The organism is Dactylosporangium sp. NPDC000521 (assembly GCF_042898305.1).
In the GTDB taxonomy this organism is placed as follows: Bacteria; Actinomycetota; Actinomycetes; order Mycobacteriales; family Micromonosporaceae; genus Dactylosporangium.
On the sequence record NZ_JBIAYW010000001.1, the window covers coordinates 371,947 to 389,653 of the forward strand.

Annotated in this window: 21 protein-coding genes; 11 read left to right on the top strand and 10 right to left on the bottom strand. The window is 68.4% G+C overall.

The features are described 5' to 3' along the window. Nucleotides 1–158 precede the first annotated feature (158 nt). From ACFY3L_RS01675 to ACFY3L_RS01685, 3 genes are read right to left on the bottom strand one after another with little or no spacing between them, the layout of a single operon-like run. Nucleotides 159–857, bottom strand: coding sequence for a glycosyltransferase family 2 protein (locus tag ACFY3L_RS01675; RefSeq protein WP_389317454.1), 699 nt, complete (start codon nucleotides 855–857; stop codon nucleotides 159–161). Next, on the bottom strand, nucleotides 857–2,236 hold the full coding sequence (locus ACFY3L_RS01680) for a hypothetical protein (protein WP_389317456.1): 1,380 nt from the start codon (nucleotides 2,234–2,236) through the stop codon (nucleotides 857–859). The genes ACFY3L_RS01675 and ACFY3L_RS01680 overlap by 1 nt, the downstream gene beginning before the upstream one ends. Further along, nucleotides 2,233–2,619: a hypothetical protein gene (locus ACFY3L_RS01685; RefSeq protein ID WP_389317459.1), complete on the bottom strand. Its 387-nt coding sequence runs from the start codon at nucleotides 2,617–2,619 to the stop codon at nucleotides 2,233–2,235. The genes ACFY3L_RS01680 and ACFY3L_RS01685 overlap by 4 nt, the downstream gene beginning before the upstream one ends. A gap of 129 nt (nucleotides 2,620–2,748) precedes the next feature. Between ACFY3L_RS01685 and ACFY3L_RS01690 the strand changes: the two genes are divergently transcribed. From ACFY3L_RS01690 to ACFY3L_RS01710, 5 genes are all read left to right on the top strand, one after another. After that, nucleotides 2,749–2,913, top strand: a complete 165-nt coding sequence (locus ACFY3L_RS01690; RefSeq protein ID WP_389317462.1) for a hypothetical protein — start codon at nucleotides 2,749–2,751, stop codon at nucleotides 2,911–2,913. Nucleotides 2,914–2,931: 18 nt separating this feature from the next. After that, complete coding sequence (locus ACFY3L_RS01695; RefSeq protein WP_389317465.1) at nucleotides 2,932–3,459, top strand: hypothetical protein; 528 nt, start codon at nucleotides 2,932–2,934, stop codon at nucleotides 3,457–3,459. A 147-nt stretch (nucleotides 3,460–3,606) separates the two neighbouring features. Then, nucleotides 3,607–4,089 carry a hypothetical protein gene (locus ACFY3L_RS01700; RefSeq protein WP_389317468.1) on the top strand — a complete coding sequence of 161 codons (483 nt, stop codon included), beginning with the start codon at nucleotides 3,607–3,609 and terminating at the stop codon, nucleotides 4,087–4,089. 245 nt (nucleotides 4,090–4,334) lie between these two features. After that, a complete protein-coding gene (locus tag ACFY3L_RS01705) occupies nucleotides 4,335–5,444 on the top strand; it encodes an LPXTG cell wall anchor domain-containing protein (RefSeq protein ID WP_389317471.1) in 1,110 nt (369 codons plus the stop codon). Nucleotides 5,445–5,732: 288 nt separating this feature from the next. Then, complete coding sequence (locus ACFY3L_RS01710; protein ID WP_389317474.1) at nucleotides 5,733–6,275, top strand: hypothetical protein; 543 nt, start codon at nucleotides 5,733–5,735, stop codon at nucleotides 6,273–6,275. Nucleotides 6,276–6,553: 278 nt separating this feature from the next. Here ACFY3L_RS01710 and ACFY3L_RS01715 read toward each other — a convergent pair whose 3' ends face one another. Continuing rightward, a complete protein-coding gene (locus ACFY3L_RS01715; protein WP_389317477.1) occupies nucleotides 6,554–7,090 on the bottom strand; it encodes a TetR/AcrR family transcriptional regulator in 537 nt (178 codons plus the stop codon). Nucleotides 7,091–7,160: 70 nt separating this feature from the next. On the opposite strand from ACFY3L_RS01715, the gene ACFY3L_RS01720 reads away from it, so the two are divergent. The 4 genes from ACFY3L_RS01720 to ACFY3L_RS01735 all read left to right on the top strand — a co-directional run bounded on the left by ACFY3L_RS01720 (nucleotide 7,161) and on the right by ACFY3L_RS01735 (nucleotide 10,358). Further along, nucleotides 7,161–7,637: a nuclear transport factor 2 family protein gene (locus ACFY3L_RS01720; RefSeq protein ID WP_389317480.1), complete on the top strand. Its 477-nt coding sequence runs from the start codon at nucleotides 7,161–7,163 to the stop codon at nucleotides 7,635–7,637. Between the two features lie 568 nt (nucleotides 7,638–8,205). After that, nucleotides 8,206–9,156: a DUF1152 domain-containing protein gene (locus tag ACFY3L_RS01725; protein ID WP_389317482.1), complete on the top strand. Its 951-nt coding sequence runs from the start codon at nucleotides 8,206–8,208 to the stop codon at nucleotides 9,154–9,156. A gap of 27 nt (nucleotides 9,157–9,183) precedes the next feature. Continuing rightward, nucleotides 9,184–9,753 carry a GNAT family N-acetyltransferase gene (locus tag ACFY3L_RS01730; protein ID WP_389317484.1) on the top strand — a complete coding sequence of 190 codons (570 nt, stop codon included), beginning with the start codon at nucleotides 9,184–9,186 and terminating at the stop codon, nucleotides 9,751–9,753. Nucleotides 9,754–9,953: 200 nt separating this feature from the next. After that, a complete protein-coding gene (locus ACFY3L_RS01735; RefSeq protein WP_389317487.1) occupies nucleotides 9,954–10,358 on the top strand; it encodes a hypothetical protein in 405 nt (134 codons plus the stop codon). 39 nt (nucleotides 10,359–10,397) lie between these two features. On the opposite strand, the gene ACFY3L_RS01740 is transcribed toward ACFY3L_RS01735, so the two are convergent. Further along, nucleotides 10,398–10,670, bottom strand: coding sequence for a tyrosine-type recombinase/integrase (locus ACFY3L_RS01740; RefSeq protein WP_389317490.1), 273 nt, complete (start codon nucleotides 10,668–10,670; stop codon nucleotides 10,398–10,400). A 120-nt stretch (nucleotides 10,671–10,790) separates the two neighbouring features. Continuing rightward, entirely contained in the window at nucleotides 10,791–11,591 is an 801-nt protein-coding gene (locus ACFY3L_RS01745; RefSeq protein WP_389317493.1) for a hypothetical protein, read from the bottom strand. A 163-nt stretch (nucleotides 11,592–11,754) separates the two neighbouring features. Here ACFY3L_RS01745 and ACFY3L_RS01750 point away from each other — a divergent pair, with 163 nt between their 5' ends. Then, on the top strand, nucleotides 11,755–11,901 hold the full coding sequence (locus ACFY3L_RS01750; protein WP_389317496.1) for a hypothetical protein: 147 nt from the start codon (nucleotides 11,755–11,757) through the stop codon (nucleotides 11,899–11,901). Between the two features lie 536 nt (nucleotides 11,902–12,437). On the opposite strand, the gene ACFY3L_RS01755 is transcribed toward ACFY3L_RS01750, so the two are convergent. Together ACFY3L_RS01755 and ACFY3L_RS01760 are read right to left on the bottom strand one after the other, a co-directional pair. Beyond that, nucleotides 12,438–13,028: a TetR/AcrR family transcriptional regulator gene (locus ACFY3L_RS01755; protein WP_389317499.1), complete on the bottom strand. Its 591-nt coding sequence runs from the start codon at nucleotides 13,026–13,028 to the stop codon at nucleotides 12,438–12,440. Nucleotides 13,029–13,068: 40 nt separating this feature from the next. Next, on the bottom strand, nucleotides 13,069–13,959 hold the full coding sequence (locus ACFY3L_RS01760; protein ID WP_389317502.1) for an SDR family NAD(P)-dependent oxidoreductase: 891 nt from the start codon (nucleotides 13,957–13,959) through the stop codon (nucleotides 13,069–13,071). A gap of 911 nt (nucleotides 13,960–14,870) precedes the next feature. On the opposite strand from ACFY3L_RS01760, the gene ACFY3L_RS01765 reads away from it, so the two are divergent. Beyond that, nucleotides 14,871–15,026: a hypothetical protein gene (locus tag ACFY3L_RS01765; RefSeq protein WP_389317505.1), complete on the top strand. Its 156-nt coding sequence runs from the start codon at nucleotides 14,871–14,873 to the stop codon at nucleotides 15,024–15,026. A 152-nt stretch (nucleotides 15,027–15,178) separates the two neighbouring features. Here ACFY3L_RS01765 and ACFY3L_RS01770 read toward each other — a convergent pair whose 3' ends face one another. Together ACFY3L_RS01770 and ACFY3L_RS01775 are read right to left on the bottom strand one after the other, a co-directional pair. Next, on the bottom strand, nucleotides 15,179–15,613 hold the full coding sequence (locus ACFY3L_RS01770; protein ID WP_389317508.1) for a hypothetical protein: 435 nt from the start codon (nucleotides 15,611–15,613) through the stop codon (nucleotides 15,179–15,181). A gap of 1,516 nt (nucleotides 15,614–17,129) precedes the next feature. Beyond that, on the bottom strand, nucleotides 17,130–17,678 hold the full coding sequence (locus tag ACFY3L_RS01775; protein WP_389317511.1) for a cupin domain-containing protein: 549 nt from the start codon (nucleotides 17,676–17,678) through the stop codon (nucleotides 17,130–17,132). Nucleotides 17,679–17,707: the final 29 nt, after the last annotated feature.

Here is a 17,707-nt window from a genome sequence, read left to right on the forward strand (position 1 = left end):
ACGCTGCCGCGATCATGGTCGGCCTGGTACCGACGACCGCCCGCCCGTGCAGCGTCCTCAGACCCGCTCCGGCCCGTCACGCCGTGCAGTGGTGGGCGGCAATGGGGAGGCCGTGTCTTTTGGGCTGTCGCCGATGACGGGCGGCTCGGCCATTCGCCTCAGCGCTTGTGCGACGGCTTACGGACGCGCTCACGGGAGAGGATCCACAGCGCCTCGACGCCGTCCTTCCAGGTGATCTTCTTGCCCTCTTCGCGGGTGCGGGCGCGGTAGCTGATCGGCACCTCGTAGGGCCGGTGCCGGTTGCGCAGCAGCTTGCCGGTGACCTCGGCCTCCATGCCGAAGCCGGCGGACTTGATCTGCAGCGACCGGTACAGCTCGACGGGCATGAGCTTGAAGCAGGTCTCGAGGTCGCCGAGGTAGCAGTTGTACAGCATGTTGGCGGCGGTGGTGACGGCCTTGTTGCCCATGACGTACCAGAACGAGAAGGAGCTGTGGCTGCCGAAGGTGCGGTTGCCGTAGACGACGGTGGCACGGCCGTCGAGGACGGGCTCGAGCAGCTTGGGGATGTCCTGCGGGTCGTATTCGAGGTCCGCGTCGAGGATGACCATGTAGTCGCCGGTGGCGTGCTCGACCGCGGTGCGGATGGCCGCGCCCTTGCCCTTGTTCCGCGGGTGGATGACGACGCGGAGGCGCTCGTCGTGCAGCCCGTTGAGGATTTCGGCGGTGCGGTCCCGGCTGCCGTCGTCGACGATGACAAGCTCGGTCTCCGTCGGGTAGTCCACGTCGAGCGCCTGTTTGACGGCGTCGGCGACGCGGACCTCCTCGTTGTAGACCGGCATCAGGATCGACAGCTTCATCAGGTGCTCCGGGGGTAGGTCGATGTGAGTGCCGGGACCGGTGGGTCCGGTTGGACGGTGGGGTCCGGGCGGATCGCGGTGAGCAGCGGGGTGAGGGCGGTGACACCCCAGCAGGCGGAGCTGGCGCAGGCCAGGACGGCCAGGACGATGGTGACCCGGTCGACCGACGTCCGGAGGTGCCAGAGCAGGTCGTACGGGGTGACGGTGTAGATCAGGACGAGGCCGGCGGTGTGCATGGCGGCGATGGCCCAGAGCCAGCCGTCGGGGCCGAGGTCGAGCTCGGCGCGCTGCCGGCGCAGCAGGGCGTTGCCGAGCACGGCCGCGGCGACAGCGAGCAGCGCGAGCCAGCCGATGCGGTCGGCGAACTTGGTGGCGATGAGGGAGAGGCGGTCGAGGGTGTCGGGGTCGCCGTGCAGGAGGGCGGAGAAGCCGCCGGAGGCGAGGACGTCGGTCTCCGCGTGCAGCAGCCGGGCGGTCACCGACCACAGAGCGGTGACGCCGAGAGGGATCCACAGTGGCGCGGCACGGCGCAGCTCGCGGCGGTACTTGACGGTTCCGACGACGGCGAGGGCGGCGACGAGACTGACGCCTTCGTTCTTCATGAGCGCGGCGGTGGAGGCGAGGAAGACCGCGAGGGTCAGCTGGCCGGGTGCCGGGCGGGCGAAGAGGATGAGCACGGCGGCGGCGGCGAACGCGCAGGCGCACATGGCGTCGCTGAACCCGTCCGTGGGGCTGCGCCACAGCGGCGTCCAGGCGGCGTACCCGGCGGCGATCGCGGCTGGCCACGACAGCAGCGCGGGGCCGAGGGCGGTGGCGACGCGCACGGCGTACACGACCATCGCGATGGCGGAGAAGGTCAGGAACCCGGTGACGAGGTGCGCCGGGTAGAAGGTGCGGATGTCCAGCAGCTCCCAGACGAGCGCGACGGGCGCCGAGGCCAGCGGCGGGTAGTCGGGATGGGAGAAGGTGAGGGCGGGGTTGCTGATGGCGTCGCGGGCGTACTGGCCGCCGTGGGTGAACCAGCCGGCGTGCAGCCACCAGATGAGGTGGGCGTCAGTGCCGACGGGTGCGGTGGCGAGGGGGAGCATCGGCGGTACGAGCGGGACGCTCACCAGCAGCGCGTCACGCCAGCCGCTCACGGGCACCCGCGGCCGGTGCCGCAGCCGCCACGCGAGGGCACCGGTCAGCGCGTACACGGGAACGAACCACGCGACCAGCGGGCCGGTGAACGCCAGCATGAGCAGCACGGCGGCGGCGGCGGCGGCAGCGCCGGCGATGGGCGCGACGACGAGCGCGAGCGGCACGGCGCGGGTGAGTGCGTAGCCGAGCGGCAGTCCGGCCGCGACCAGGATGAGCACGGCAAGGATGACGTCGGTCATGCGGTGGCCAACTGTTCGGTCTTGAGCCACATGCCGTGCGGCGCGGTGGGGTCCTTGTGCAGGTAAACCTTCACGGTGGCGTGCTCGCTGACGACGAGGCCGTGCAGCACGGCGAACTCGATCAGCCGCAGCTGCAGGTCCTGGTTCTCCTCGACGATGCGGACCTTGGTGCCGGGTGCCACCTGCCGGCGCAGTTCGGCGCTGAGGTACTCGATGAGCTCGAAGTACTGCCGGGCGGTGGGCGGCTGGTGACCGGTTCGTACCGTGTAGACGCCCGTTCGCCCGGATTGCACCGCCGGCCGCACGGCGAGTAGCAGCGCCGCGCCGCAGACGGCGGCGACGAGCAGACTCACGGCGACTTGCACGGTCGGTAATCGGCGCATCGGGACACCTTAGGGCCTCGCCCCGTGCGGTCGGCAAGAGGCAGGCACAGTTTGACCAGCACCTATTGGTACAGCGACGGTGGCTTACCCCGGTTACGGAGCGTCACCGGAGCATGCGGGGGTTCGACCATGGCGGCGAAGGCGCATCGGGGTTCACGCGTCGATCGCCGGGACGCTGCCGTCAGCCGCGGAGCGAAGGAGCGGGACAGTGGCATGATCGACGCGGCGTTCAGCACGATCGCGACGGTGACTACGAGCGGCACGCCGTTCGAAGGCGCCTGCTCCCACGACTGAGGCGGGATGCGCAAACCTATGGCTACGCAGAAGTACCGCAGGTGGGAGGCCCCGCCGCTGCTGGCCGGGGCACTCCTCGCCGTTGGCTTCCCGGTGGCGGTGCTGGTGAACTGGCCACACCAGCCGGTGAAGCCGCCGCTGCTGGCAGCATGTGCGGTCGCCGTACTGCTGGTGCTGTGTTACCTCGACGGGCCCGCCGTGTGGGTGTCGGTGGGTCCGGAACGGGTGACCGTAGCCAACTGGCTGGTCATCCACCGGGTGCCGAGGGACCTGGTGGACCGGGTCGAGGAGGTCGACCGGCTGGGGATGGACCTGGTCCTGACGGACGGCGCGAGGATCGGGCTGGGCGCGTGGCAGCCCAGCCTGGTCCCGGCGGCCTCCCGCTCCCGCGGCCGCAGCGCGCACCGGTCGCGGCGGCTGATGGCGCTGTTCGCCGACCTGCCGGCGGCCCCGACCGGAGGCGTCGTCCGGCGTCGGCCACGGCTGGTGAACATCGCGCTGCTCGCGGCGCCCATCGTGGGGTTCTGGATCGTCCTGGGGCTGTGAGCGGCGCTCAGGCCGTGGCTTCGGCCGGCGTTCGGTGAGCCGGCAGTCGACCGGCGGGCTCTGCTTCGCGATGTACGCCAACGCTGGGGCCGAGATTGGCCTGTGACGGGCAACTGGCGCCCGTCATGGTCGGCGAAGGGATGACGGGTGGCGCAGGGCGATTGGGTGCCTGATGAACTGGATCTGCCGTACCTGACCCAGTTCGACGTGCGGACGCTCGTGGCGGGTGTCCCGGCCGGTCCGGTGGAGGCGGACGACCCGGTGTGGGAAGCGTTGCATGACAACGGGCTGCCGCCGTCCAGGGTTCGTGATGCCATCGAGGGTGTGCGTGGTAGTGGCCCCGCTGATCTGGGTGACGCGCTGGCCCAGCTTGCTTGGAAGGTGTGCGATGACGGCAACACGAGTGCGTCGGGCGCCTTCGTCGTGCCGATGTTGCTCCGTATCTTGGCAGAGAGGGGATACGACGTCTCCCTCGCGTGCATTCGCGCTGGAACTTGTCGGTTGCTTGGCGCGGGAGCGCGCGCTGGAGATGGTGGACGTGTGCTTCGAGCATTGCGGCGGGCAGCGGCGTGTCTGCGGGGCGCCCTCACGTCGCATGTGTCGTACTCCGCTCGATCCCTTACAGGTTGACTTCACTTGATGCGGGACATTCCGCCGAGTGCTGTTGGAGTTGGCGGTTGGGGGAGGAAGTGCCTTGCAACTTCTCTACATCTTCTCCACGTCTTCCGATCGGTTCGGGACCTCGTAACACGTGAGACAGCATCTACACTCCGAGCGCCATGATCGTCCAGCTGGATGTGTCACCAACGTTCCGAGACTGATCCGTCACCGACAGCTCGATCCGATGTCACATCTCCCCCTCATCGAGGAACCTTGTGAATCTGCGTCCTCAGCGCCGGACCGCTCAGCGTCTCCTGACCTCCCTGGCTGCTCTTAGCCTCGTCACCCTCGGTAACGCCATGTTCGCCGGCCCCGCGTCGGCGGCCGACGGCGTCGACCTGCATCCCGTCTTCTCTGACGTCAAGTTCGGCGCGGGCAGCACTGTTGTTATCGAACCGTTGAAGCTCAAGAATGCGGGCACGGCCAAGGCCACCGGCGTCGTGCTCACGCTCGAGCTGGTCAGCGAGTCCGGCCCAGCGCCTCTGCGCTTCGTCGCAGGCTCCGACTGCACGGACGTCAGCGCCACCCGGGTCAGGTGCCCAATGCCCGACGTGCCGGCCGGTGCCACGATCGACGTGCAGTATGGCGGGGTCTACATCAAGTCGCTGGAGACGAACCCGGTGCCGGGATCGCCGAACCCGACGTCTATGCCGGCGCACGTCAAGGTTGGTCTCTCGGCCGCCGAGCCCGAGCTGAACCCCGCTGACAACACGGTCGACTCACCCAAGATCCTGCGAACCGTCAAGGTTGGCGCCCGGGACTGGTCGATCGCAACCCAGCCGGTCAGCGGCAAGGTCGGCGACGTGGTCGACGTGCCGATCACGGTCGACTACAAGGGGCCTGGTGGCATAGGGCAAGGCGAGACTGTCACCCACTTCGTGCTGCCGGACGGTGCCGAATTCGTCGAGCAACTGCAGGGCTGCGCCGACGCGCCGTCCGGCGTCGAGCGGGTGTGCACGTCGACGGGCTTCCTGGAGCAGCCCTACGACCGTCCGTACACCTACCGCCTGCGAATCAAGATTGTGAAGGCGATTGTGGCCGACGGTAAGGTACACATCGAAGGCATGGGCGGCGACCTCAAGCCGGCCGACAACACGGCGAAGATCGTCATCAACGTCGACGGGGTGGTGCGGCCCACAGCGAGCATCCCCACGGGCACGTCGGCGACCGCCTCGCACAGCGCCGCACCCGCGCCGGGGCTGCCGGTCACCGGCGACAAGACCACGATTGTCGCGGCGACCGGCGCTGCGGTGCTCATCGTCGGCGCCGTGCTGCTGGTCCTGGGGCGGCGCCGGCGCGTGCGTCTCGAGCTGCCGCGCGACTGACCCGTCACCGATCATCACGGCGGCCCTCGCGATGGCGGGGGCCGCCGTCTGTTCGCGTCCCTCGCCGCGAGCGTTGCAAGCCGTCGCCTTGCGAAGATCGTCCAGTACTCCAACGCGTGGGATTCTGCGCTGGTAGTGGTATCGGCGGGCGCGGGCTTGGACGATTCGTCGCCAGAGTGACCAACGCAGCACGTGGCTGGGATCGGCGGGTGGGTTGAGGGCCACGGTGTTGGGGAGTCTCCTCATACCAGCGAGCATCAATAGGCGCCGCACCCACGATCGAGGCGTGTGTGCCATCCTCCTCCTGCCGAGATCCACAACCACGCGGAGCCCGTCTTACACACGCGCCGAAGACTGACCGCGCTGACCCTCGCCCTGGCCGCCGCCGCGACGCTCGCCGCCGGCTGTGAGGGCACCCGTAGCGCCAACGCGCCCGCCGCGAGCGCGGCCGGCAGCGCGGGCACGGCACCCGACGCGAGCACCGCACCCGGCGTCACCGTCGCGTCGGTGTGCCAGGCGATCGACGACGTCTACGCGCCAGAGCGGCTGACCCTGATAAGCACGTGGGGCAAGTACGTCACCGCCACGAATCAGGGCGACACGACCAAGGCCGCCGAGCTGAAGGCGAAGCTCGAGGAGATGGTTCCGCGGCTGAGCAATGCGGCCCGCGCCGAGGTCGCGAAGTCGCCGGACGCCGGCCAGCGGGCGGCCCTGGAGGAGTACTTGGACGCGGTCGACGCGTGGTACAGCAGGCCCTCCGCCGACGACGCCGTCACCCGCCTGGAGAAGGCCGTCGAGGCCGCGCAGCAGTACTGCCCGAAAATCCGCTGACCCTTCGCCGCCGCCGAACCTCCAGGCCGCGTGCGGCTGCCGGGGGAAGCAGGCGGCAGCGGAGGTCGGCAAGGTTGATGCCGAGGTTGTGCAGGACCTTGGCGGCCAGGCCTCCGCACTCGCGCAGGCCGCCGAGCGGTACACCTGCGGCGACTTCTGCATCGCGACTCGGGACCGGCTCGACACGGCATTGGCGTGCCGCCGTGCCGGTCTCGATCCATCCATCCGGATCGACCACGCTGCTGCGGTCCATGACTGGATCGAGGTGCGGGCAAGCGCTACCGGGTGGAGAGGCCGTCCAGGATGACGTTGATGGCGCGCGTGAGCATCTGTGCCGGGACCGGTCTGGCTGCGGTGGTCTGGGCCAAACCGCGAATGAGCAGGTAGAGCGCTTCGACGTCGACATCCGGCCGCACTGCGCCAGCGGCTTGGGCACGCCGTAGTGCCTTGTCGACTGCGGTCTTCAGCTCGCCTGCCACGGCGACGACGGCCGGTGGGGCATCGTCCAGCATCGAGGCCAAGGTGAGTTTGCTCGCGCCGCGCTCGATCATCTCGCAAATCAGCGCGGGCAACGCCGCCGTCGGATCGGGCGCGGCGGCAGCTGCCCGGGTTCGGTCGAGCAGATCGGTGAGATGTCGCACCAACGTGGCCTCGATCAGCGCCTCCTTGGTCGGGAAGTGGCGGAACACGGTCGCGATGCCCACGCCGGCCAGCCGCGCCACCTCCTCGGTGGAGCCCGACTCGCCCTTCGTGCCGAAGACCTGGTCGGCGGCAACGAGAATGCGCTCGCGGTTCTCCCGAGCATCCTGGCGCATGTGACCATTGTAACCGAAGTGCAGACTTCGGTACTGTAACCGGAGTCCAGACTTCGATAGGAGGAGTGCCATGCGTACGCCCGAGGAAACCGTCCGCGCCGTGGCCGCCGGCGTCTGTCGCCTCATGCGCGGCGGGCTCACCGTCGCCGAGGAAGCGGCGCAGCTCGACGAACTGGCAGCCTGCTACGCCGAGCGCACCGACGTACGGCATCCGTTCAACCCGATCGGCGACACCCCGCTCAGCAGCCGGGCCAGGGTGCGAGAGCATTTCGGCGCAGGCGGCCGCCCGGCCGGCGTGGAACGCTACGACGTCGTTGACGACCACGTTCATCAGACACCGGATCCCGAGGTGGTCATCTTCGAGTTCCAGTACGCCGGCGTGATTGACGGCCGCGCATTCACGCTTCCCTGCGTCTTCGTGGTCCGGGTCCGAGACGGCGAGATCATCGAGTCTCGCGACTACGTTGACCACGTGGCCGCCGCCCGTGCTTTTGGTCGCCTGCCTGCTCTGGCCGCCGCCCTCACTGCGGCTCAGGCCCAGTCGTAGTGCCGATCGTCCGAGTAGTGAGGCATCCGCGTCGGAGAGCCGTTCCCGGCCGGCCAGATGGGTCCGCGGGCGCGGCGGCCCCTGCTACGTCGCACCCGCTGGACATGCGCGACTCCGGCCTGACTGCAGATGCCAACCGGCCGCGTAGGCCATCGGCCGCCAAGGACTCGGGTCAACCGCCAGGCCCGACATTGCCGCCGATCGGCCCCGCCAGCAGCGGACAGAACAATGAGAAGGGGCTGGCCGTAACCCGCTCCGGTCAGCGATCGACGTGGGCGCCGCTGTTTCGTGGTCCCGTCGGCGCACTGCTGGACATCAACCACCTACAGTAATCGGTCAGGTCGCCGGCATGCTGGAAGTCATGGTCAAGCTCGAACTGTCGCACGGCCGCTGGTCGTGCCAGCGATTGGCCTCGACCCAGCGACCATGATCTCCTATGGCAGCGTGGCCGCTGCCGGCAACTCCGCCGCCGTTGGTTGACGGCCGGAGAAGCCGCTATGTGGTCGCGCCGGCCGAACAACCCCGGGGCCGGCACTTCAGGCAGGTGCATTACTAGAGAATGCTTCTCATGAAGCCGTCGCTTGCCACGCCTCCACTGTTCGCGGCGCTCGAACCGGCGCGCCGAGTCCTGCTGGCAGGGGCGGGTGGCGGATTCGACGTGTACGCCGGGCTTCCGCTGGCGCTGGCGTTGTGGGATCGAAACGTCGAGGTATACCTGGCCAACTTGTCGTTCGCGCCGTTGACGCTCGTGCCTGACGAAGGGTGGCTGGATCCGAACGTCGCTGCCGTCACGCCGGACGTCGCCCGGCATGTCTCGTACTTTCCGGAACTGGCCCTCGCGCACTGGCTGGCCGAGCGGGGACTGCCGTCGACGGTGTATGCCCTGCGCCGCACCGGGGTGCAGCCGCTGCGCACCGCGTACCGCAATCTCGTCTCCTCCTTGGAAGTGGATGCGATCGTCCTGATCGACGGGGGCACCGACATTCTGCTTCGGGGTGACGAGTCGAGGCTGGGTACCCCGGTCGAGGACATCGGCAGCCTCGCAGCGGTGGCCGGACTCGACGTACCGATCAAACTTGTCACGTGCCTGGGCTTCGGTATCGACGCCTTCCACGGCGTGAACCATGTCCAGGTCCTGGAAAATCTTGCAGCGCTCGACCGCGACGGCGGCTATCTCGGCGCGCTGTCCATCCCCAGCGGCAGCCGTGAGGCGGCCCTGTACCGCGACGCTGTAGCCGCCGCGCAAGCCGCGACGCCGCAGCGGCCGAGCATCGTCAACGGCCAGATCGCCGCGGCGTTGAGCGGCGACACCGGCTTCATCCGCCGCCTGTCCGGACCCACGCTGTTCGTGAACCCGCTGATGGCCATCTACTTCACCGTGGACCTCATGGCGCTCGCAGCCGGATGCCTGTACCTGGATTGGCTGGAAAAGACACTCACGGTCCGGGAGATCGAGGCCCAGATCGAGCAGTTCCGCAGTGGCATCGGAAAGCGCATCCCCAGGACTTTCCCGCACTAGACGCTCCGGAACGCATGGACCTGCGAGGTGCAGGCGCTGCCTTTCCCCGATCCACCACTCAAAGATGGTTTCGTCTTGTTGCGTCCGTGGCGAAGGATGGACACGCAGCAGCGATACGAAGGATTCGCGGATGGTCTGTGCCAGCGCTTCTCGTCGCCACGGATCGAGCCGACCACTGAGGCCGATGTTGCTGCTGCGTACGAGCGCAATGAGCAGGAGCGCCTCGCTGGCGAGGCGCTCAACTTCGCCATTGTTGATGCCGCTCGGCCTGAGCGCGTGTGGGGTGCCATGTCAGTGTATGACGTCGATGCTTCCAACCAGCGAGCAGCCATCGGATACTGGGTTGCGTCCTGGGAGCGTGGGCGCGGTGTCGCGACTCGGTCCCTGCGACTGCTTGCCCGGTGGTCCTTCGCGCGACTGAATGTGGAGCGGCTGGAGTTGACGTGCGCGCCGGACAATATTGCTTCCGCGCGAGTCGCGGAGCGGTGCGGCTTCGTGCGCGAGGGACTGCTGCGGTCACACCTTCGTTTCAAGAATAGGCGTCGTGACACCGTGATGTTCAGCTTGCTGCCCGGCGAGCTCGAGCAAGACCGCTGAGCACTGCTGGCTTCGGCTGCCTGTCGCGGCAACGGTCACGAACGCATTTGTCATCAGCACGAGCGAACGCCGTCCCGCGGAGCGCCGCCAACTGTGGCGACGGACAGTGCGTGACGGTCGCTGGTGGTCCGACGCCCGCTACGCGGCCATGAGCGCGTGCCGTTGTACCGTGTCGCGCCAGCATGTGTGAGCATTCCGCAGTGGTCATGGAACCAATCCCCAGCTATGAAGACCTCGTCTGGCTGTTCGAGGCGGAGCCGACATATCCGAATGCCGTGCACGAGCGTCCGGCTGACGAACCGGACGGCTGGCGAACCCCTTGGCCGTACACGACGGTGACGTTCCGGACCGTGCGGGCTGGATACGGCATCGAGCTGAACATCGAGCCGGCCCACGAACAAATCCGGCTGCGGCTGAGAGCGGCAATGGACGGCCAGTTCCTGGTAGACCTCGAGCTGGCCGGTGTCCAAGCCGTCGGGATCGATCGCACGCACGGCCATGAACTGCTACGGGTGGACTTCGCTGACGATGCGCCCGCCGCCACGCTTTGGCTACGGATGAAGCCGGACGTCTTCTTGCACTGGTCGTACGACTCCATGAGCTAGCCTGCGACCGCACTCACAGCATGGGCGCGAGCCGCGGTGTCAGGTCCCGGAGGGCATGTAGGCGGCGAGGATGTAGTTGGGGTGGCGGTCGAGGTTGTTGCGTGCCCGGTCGTAGCGCATCGTCGTGCGGGGGTCGGCGTGGCGGGCGGCGATCTGCACGTCGCGGAAGCTGACCCCGGCGTCGAGCATGGTCGTGACGAACGTGTGCCGCAGCATGTGCGGGTGCATCCTGGGCATCCGCACACCGGCGGCCGCGGCGAGGTGCCTGAGCCGCCGGGACGCGGCGTGGCGATCCATCCGCCCGCCGGGCATGTTCCGCAGGATCGGCCCGTCGACCCGCCCGGGCGACCGCTGGTGGCAGCGGGATGGATCTTGGGCTTCGGGCTGCGAGTGGAGATCGGCTCGTGTCCGAAGCCCAAGATGCCGGCGGCGTCAGTTGGGTTCGGGGACGCGGAGCTTGATGCAGTGCTTGGGCGGGTTCAGGCCCCGGTAGGACCAGGTGCAGGCGTGGCCCCATGCCGTGCCGGTGACGTTCGTGTCCGGCAGGTCGACGCCAAGGTCGTACTGGGAGCAGATGGACGCGGTCGACGGTGGGGTGGCATTGAGGACGGTGCCCGAACCGCAGGCGGGCTCGAGGAGCGTCAGCCAGGACTGGATCCAGCGCTGTCCGGACGGCGTGTCGTCCCACCCGAAGTAGTCGAAGTGGACATCACCGATGGTGATCCACGCGCCCCAGTCCTCACCCGAGTAGCCGTCGTAGTACTTCCAGTGCGCGCCGTTGCCCTCGGTGCGGATGAACTCGTCGGTGTCGGACGAAGGCACATCAATGACGTTGCAGTTGGTCTTGTTGTCGTGGGTGGTGGAGTCGCGGCACAGGACGGCGGTGACGGCGTTGGTCGAGGTCGGCAGTCCGGTGATCTGCACCGTGGTGCCGCTGCCGCAGGCCCAGTGCTCGGTCGTGGCGGCCGCGGTCCACTTGACATAGGCACACTTGCCGTCGGCGACGGTGTCGGTGATGTTCAGGACGAAGGCGCGCACACCGAGGGCGTCCCAGCCGTTCGCCACCAGCTTCGCGCCCGGCACGTCCAACGTGACCTGGATGCTGGTGCCGCCGGTGTACTCCCAGAAGCCGGACCAGCCGGTGCCGGACGGAATGGCGAACGCGGGCTGGGGTGCGATCCCCACTGCCGCCGCGGCGGTGACCGCGATGACAAGGACTCGAGTCAATTTCATAGCCAGCGAGTCTGTGCGGCAACGGAATTAGACGCCCGTGACTGTCGTTGTTGTGACCCGGCGCCCGGCAACTCCGCGCTTCCTGGTGGTCGGCATCGAGCACGATCGGCGGCCAGATGAGGATGCGCCAACGCCACGGCGACACCATGTGACAGTCGCCGCTGTGACCTTCCCGCTCGAGACGAGGTCGTCGGCCGTCGAGGACCGCGCTCACAATTGGACCGTGCTGGGCATGCGGTGGCAGGTGCGGACGATGGAACCGAATTGCGGGAAGGCGTTCGTCAACGCGCAGTTCGATTCAGCGGCCTGAGTCGTCGAGATCGCGGTACGGAGCAGCGGCGAGGCCGACCTGGACACCGGCCATCTGCCCGACGACCGGATCGTCAACAAGCACTACGACCTGACCGGCCGGGCCGATCTCGTCGTCCTACTTGATGAGCTCAGCGCTCTCCTGCTTCGTAATGCGCGGTTGTCCCCCGCCACGGGCCGTACGGCTGCCCCGAGCGGCCAGCCCGCCGATAGTCAACGTGGCATGTGCGGGCACGCCGACCTTCACCTCTGGCCGCGCAAACTCGGGGCGCGGTTACGGACGCGATCACTCCCGCTCGAGAATGTTCACCTTGCCGTCGTTGTCGCGGGTGAACTGGGCGCTGGCTCGCCAACGAGGCAACTTCCGCTGTAGCCCACGAACTATCTCGATCGTCTCCGCGCCGCTGAAACCGTGAAGCGGCAGTCCAGACCCGAGCCGACCGCATCACTCACAACAACGATCTCGACCGCCAGCAGAGTCCGTCGCCAGTCCTCGGCATGTCCGCTCGCCATGACGCTCCGCAACGAGCTCGCGTTTTACGGGGGCGGTGTTGACGTTGGTGTGGCCCGCAGCCCCTCCAGCAGCGCCAGGAGGTAGCGGCGGGCTGTGGCGGTCCGCTCGGCCGGTGTCTCGCAATGGACCTCGACGGCGTAGGCGATCCCGCACATCAGCGGCACCAGGTCGGACGCGGTCAGATCGGCGCGCACCACCCCGGCGTCGTGGGCGCGCCCCAGCAGTGTGGTGCCCGCCGACCGCAGCGACCGCTTGAGTTCCGTGGTGCGCGGCAGGGCGTCGCGCGCGGTGGCGGAGACGGCGGCCAGGGAAGGATCGCTGACCTGGGCCTCCACCGTGTGCAGCAGGAAGCTCGCCAGCGCCCGCCACGGATCGGTGTCGTGCACCGCCTCCTCGCCGTGCCCGGCGAGCGCCTCCAGGCACGGTAGCGCGACGGTCTCCAGCAGCGCCTCGGGCGTGGGGAAGTGCCGATAGACGGTGCCGACACCCAGTCCGGCGCGGCGGGCGACGTCGTTGAGCTGCAGCGGCGTGTGCTCGTCGACCAGGCCGCGGGCCACGGCGACGATCCGGTCCCAGTTGCGGGCGGCGTCTTTGCGCAGTGGCGGGCTGGTCATGGGATCAGCTTATTCCGTCCGCACGCCCCCAGATCCGTCGCTAGGCCACGGTCAACGGCGCATGACGCTCGCTCAGCCGGCGCACGGCGGCAACGATGCGACGCTCCGTCGCGGGCCGGAACGGCGCCACCGGCTGAGCGTCCGCGCCGATCACGACACCGGTCCGGCCATCGAGTGCCGCTGCGGTGCCGGCGAAGATCGACGGCCGGGCGGCCACCGACGCCGGGCCGGCGGTCGATCGGGCGAACTTGCGCCGCACCAGCGGCCACAGCAGGCGCAGGCCCGGCGAGACGATCCGCGGGTCGGCCATCGTGCCGTTGGTCATGTCGGTCGCCGCGCCACCGGGGTCGGCGGCGAAGACCGATACCCCCGACCCGTCCAGCCGCGCGGCCAGATCGAGGGTGTAGGCCAGGTTGGCGAGCTTCGCGCGGCCGTACCAGTGGAAGCCGTAGTAGCCGCCGGGCGGCTCGACCGCGTCGAACACGCGCTTGGCCACACCGACCGCGCCCGAGGTCACGTTGACGATCCGGCTTGGCGCGCCGGCCGACAGTGTGGGCAGGAGCAGCTCGGTGAGCAAGTACGGGGACAGGTGGTTGACCACGAACGAGGCCTCGACACCACCGACGTTCCGGCGTTCGGAGAACATCGCGCCGACGTTGTTGACGAGCACCTTCAGCGGTTCCCCCGAGCCGGCGTGCTCGGCGGCGATGCGCTCGGCGAGCGCCCGGACCTCGTCGAGCGAGGCGAGATCGGCGGGCAGGAAACGGGCCGGGTGCGCCGGTGCCGTCGCCGTGATCCGCTCGACCGCCCGGGCACCCTGGCTGGCGTCGCGGCCGATGACCGTGACGGCGAAGCCGGCCGCCGCCAGCCCGAGCGCCGTTTCCAAGCCGATGCCGCCAGTACCCGCCGTGACGATCGCATGGTGTTGCACAGCCACTCCCCATAATCGGATAGAGAATCCACTTGGAGCGACCGTAGCAAATAATCGGATTCTCTATCCGTTTCTGGGGGTGTGGTGCGGGTCATGCCGAGCGAAGGAGACCCGACCAGCCTGCCCGGCAACGGATGCGGGCGCGCAGGCCAGCTGATCTCTGCCGAGGTGCCCGACTTCGATACCACTCGCGGACAGCTGCAGCTGTCGCGTCGCGCCAGGCATAGCGGACCCCCTTCACACGTCAGTCCTGACCCGACAGGCGGCGCCCACAGAACGATGGCGCCGGGGCGGCTGGTGTGGCGTGGCTGGATGAACCGGTCGGTTGGCTTTAGCGACAGACATTGCTGCTCCCAGGTGAACACCCCGCGGACCGGACGCAACCGTCGTACACGTCGCCGCTGGCGGTCATCGGCCAGCCCCGATCACGCAAGGCCGCAGCGGCGCGGGCCACGACCTGCGCGGCCGCCGTGCCGTGCCGGCTCCACACTGCGTAAAGCGTTCGCACGGCAACAGTCTCGGCGGCATACGCACGGTAACCACGCTGATCGCCGACGCACCCGTGTCAGCGCTTCGACGCGGGGTGTTACGCCAGCACGCGGCAGTGGCATGATGTAACGACATAGTTGATGCCGGAAGTGTTCATGCCTCGCCGATCAGCGAGTCAGATCAGGATGCTGTCGCCCTGCCGCCGCCGCTGGTATCTGGTCCCCGCATCACACGTGCCGTTGCCCGCCAACCTGTCAACCTCGACCGGGCACCAGATACGCGACTTCGAACGTCGTCACGGCCTCGACTCCGAGCAGGTCGCACGAGCGTTGCTTCGGTGGACCGGTTGGGCCCGATGTCCGCGGCCAGACCGATGGCGTTACGGATGGCAGCTCAGCCCACCTTTTGCCGACGATCGTGCGTTGCTGGAGGCTCTGCTCGCCGAACTCCGTCGACCAGCACGCCGACAGCTCTGGCCGATCGTGGCGACGCTGGACGCGCGCTACCGCGCCGTGACGGTTCACGATCCCTTCACGCCCGCCTACCTGCCGTGGTGGCGCCGCCGGACAGAACTTTGACTCCCGTCTCCGGCCGCCGACCCCATCCTCACATCGACCGGACAGCAAGCCTCGGCGTCGTCGCTCCCGTCACTGATGGTGATTAGCACGGTCCTGCCGACGCACCGCAGTCGCGGCATGAGCGGGCACTGGATCACCATCCATGCGCCGATCTAGGAGTTCAGCGGTCTTCCACGGTCGGGTCGACGCAGCCCGAGAACAACCATCGAGACGACCGTCGTCCCCGCCGCCAGGCCCAGCAACAGCAGGATCATGCCGACGCCGTACAGGCCGGTGTCGTCGGTCGAGGCCGCAGTGGCGGTCCAGGCAGCGGTGAACGCCACGGTCATCGCCGGTGCGGCGACGAACCACCGGACCCGCCCGAGCAGCGCGGCGACGAGTAGGATCAGTAGCGATCCGCCGCACCCGACCACCTGCCACGCCTCGTAGGGGCCGCTGGCCTCCTGGGTCCGCGGATCGATCTGATACTGGTGATCCCAGCCCATCCAGGCGAACCACGACCCCGCCGACAGGATCGCGACGCTCAGCCCGCCGAGAACCTGGGCCCACGGCCGCGGGTGGGGACGGTTTGCAACCTGGGTTGTCATGCATCGAAGCTATGGCCGGCCCGGACACGGCACATGAGCTCGGATACTCAAACGGCGCTGAGTCATGGACGGCAGGCAGGCAGGCAGCCAGCGCGGCGACCATAGGCGGACCGAACGAGCACGTATGCCGGCGGGCCACGGCTCGGTGCAAGGCGGTTGCCCGCTTTGCCGTGGTGTCGTCGGAGTCGAGCGCGATCCACACGATGTCGTCGGATGCCAGCCCCGATGCACGGAGTAAGCCCCCGTGCCGATCGGAACCCAGGGCGCCGGCTCCTCGATGAAGACGGTGAAGTCCGTGGCGAACTCCTCGTCCGCGCGCAGCGCGTCAACGTCCCAGGCACGCACAACCACCCCGCTCTGCGCGAGTTCGACGCTGCTGCTAGCGGCAACGCTGGCCGTCGGCGGCGCGTTCACGGTATCGAGCGACGCAGACTCTCAGGCCACCACCTTCGGGGGCGCCGCAGTCGTCATGTCGATCCTGCTGGTACTCGCGGCACGTCGCCGGTTCGTCAACGCCGTCACCGTCCCAGCGCTGTGGCACCGCCCCCGCACCTGGGCAATTACCGAGGACGCACTCGAGTCCCACACAGATCTCAGCTCGCAGCGGTGGACATGGGCAGCGATTCAGCGCGTCGAGCAACGACCGGAGGCGTACCTGTTCTGGCAGGCCGGCCCGACCATGTTCGACCTACTCCGGGCACCGTTGAGCACCGCCCAAGAAACCGAACTTCAGGCACATTCGTCCAGTTGGGGCTGTTGCGACCGATCGCAGCAGCCACCCGCCGGGCACCATCTGCCACCGACAGAGCCGGAACCTGAACGCGCGGCCGGACAGCGGCAGATCCGGACGGTCGACGTTTGCCGCCGTGTGTCCGTCGAGTCCGTCGGACGGAGCACACGGCTGGGCGTTACGTCACCACCAGAGCCACTGGGCACTGCGGCGATGCTGCTGGATGGTGGGGATCGTGTCGACGATCCCGTCGCCGCGATACTCCTTGGCGGCGTTTCGGCATGCGACTCGCGCTGCCTGACGTTCTCTACTGGTCCAGACGTGGTCGACGAACCACTTGGGCGGACCGGCGCCACCGACGAGAAGTCGCAAGCCAGTCCGCGGGTGATGCGGACCGTCCTTGTCCGTACGAGACATGTTGACCCCTTCCGGGGCCGCAACTGCGGCCACCTAAAGGGGGTGGAACGCCGCGCTCAATGCCGTACGGAGGTCCACAACCACGACTCCAGGATAGGCCACGCCGTCCGCCCAGTTACGGACGTCCTCGGCTCCACCGGGCCGGTCACCCGTAGAACCGTCCTCGGTCGCCGCCAGCCGAATCTCAACGGCCCGCTCCAACGATCCCACGAGCACCACCCGGCCTGGGAAGTTGTCGTGAGGAGGCCCCGGCACTGCCGGCCGCTCACGCCATCGGCACGTTGCTACGGCCGGTGACGCACCGCAGGTGGACGTCCGCGCCGTGACAGTGGCAGAACAGTACGCCTGTCTGAGCCCGGGCGGTGCCGGTCAGGTCAGCCAGAGGTTATCGTGTTCCTGGTAGAACGCGGCGCGTTCCTCCTCGCCCATCTGCGCGACCCGGACCAGCCCTTCGAAGTAGCCCTCACGGGGCGCGCCCGGCGAGAAGTGCAGCAGCATCGACGCTGGCGCTCCGGACTCGTTCTTGAACCCATGAATACCGCCCGCCGGGACGTGCACGTAGTCTCCGGGCTCGGCGTCGATCCAGCGCCTTCCGTCATAGATTCGGATGGTGCCGGACAGAATGTAGAAGGACTCCGTCAACGACCGATGGAAGTGCGGATCCGGTCCGGTCACGTCGGGTCCGCATTCCCATCGGTACAGACCGAACAGGCCACCGGTCGACGTGCCGGTGGACAGATAATGCAGTCGAGTGCCGTTCGGATAGACGAGGTCCGGCGTGGTGCCGTCCGGGCGGTAGGCTGCGCTGATCTCGCCGTTCTTGTCGTGGTACAGCGGAGCAGGATAGGTCACGGAAACATCATGCACGCCAAGGGCCGGACCGCCCAGGTGTTGATCGGATATCCGCTCATCGGCCATGTCTGCGCACCGGATGGCGCAGGACGCCC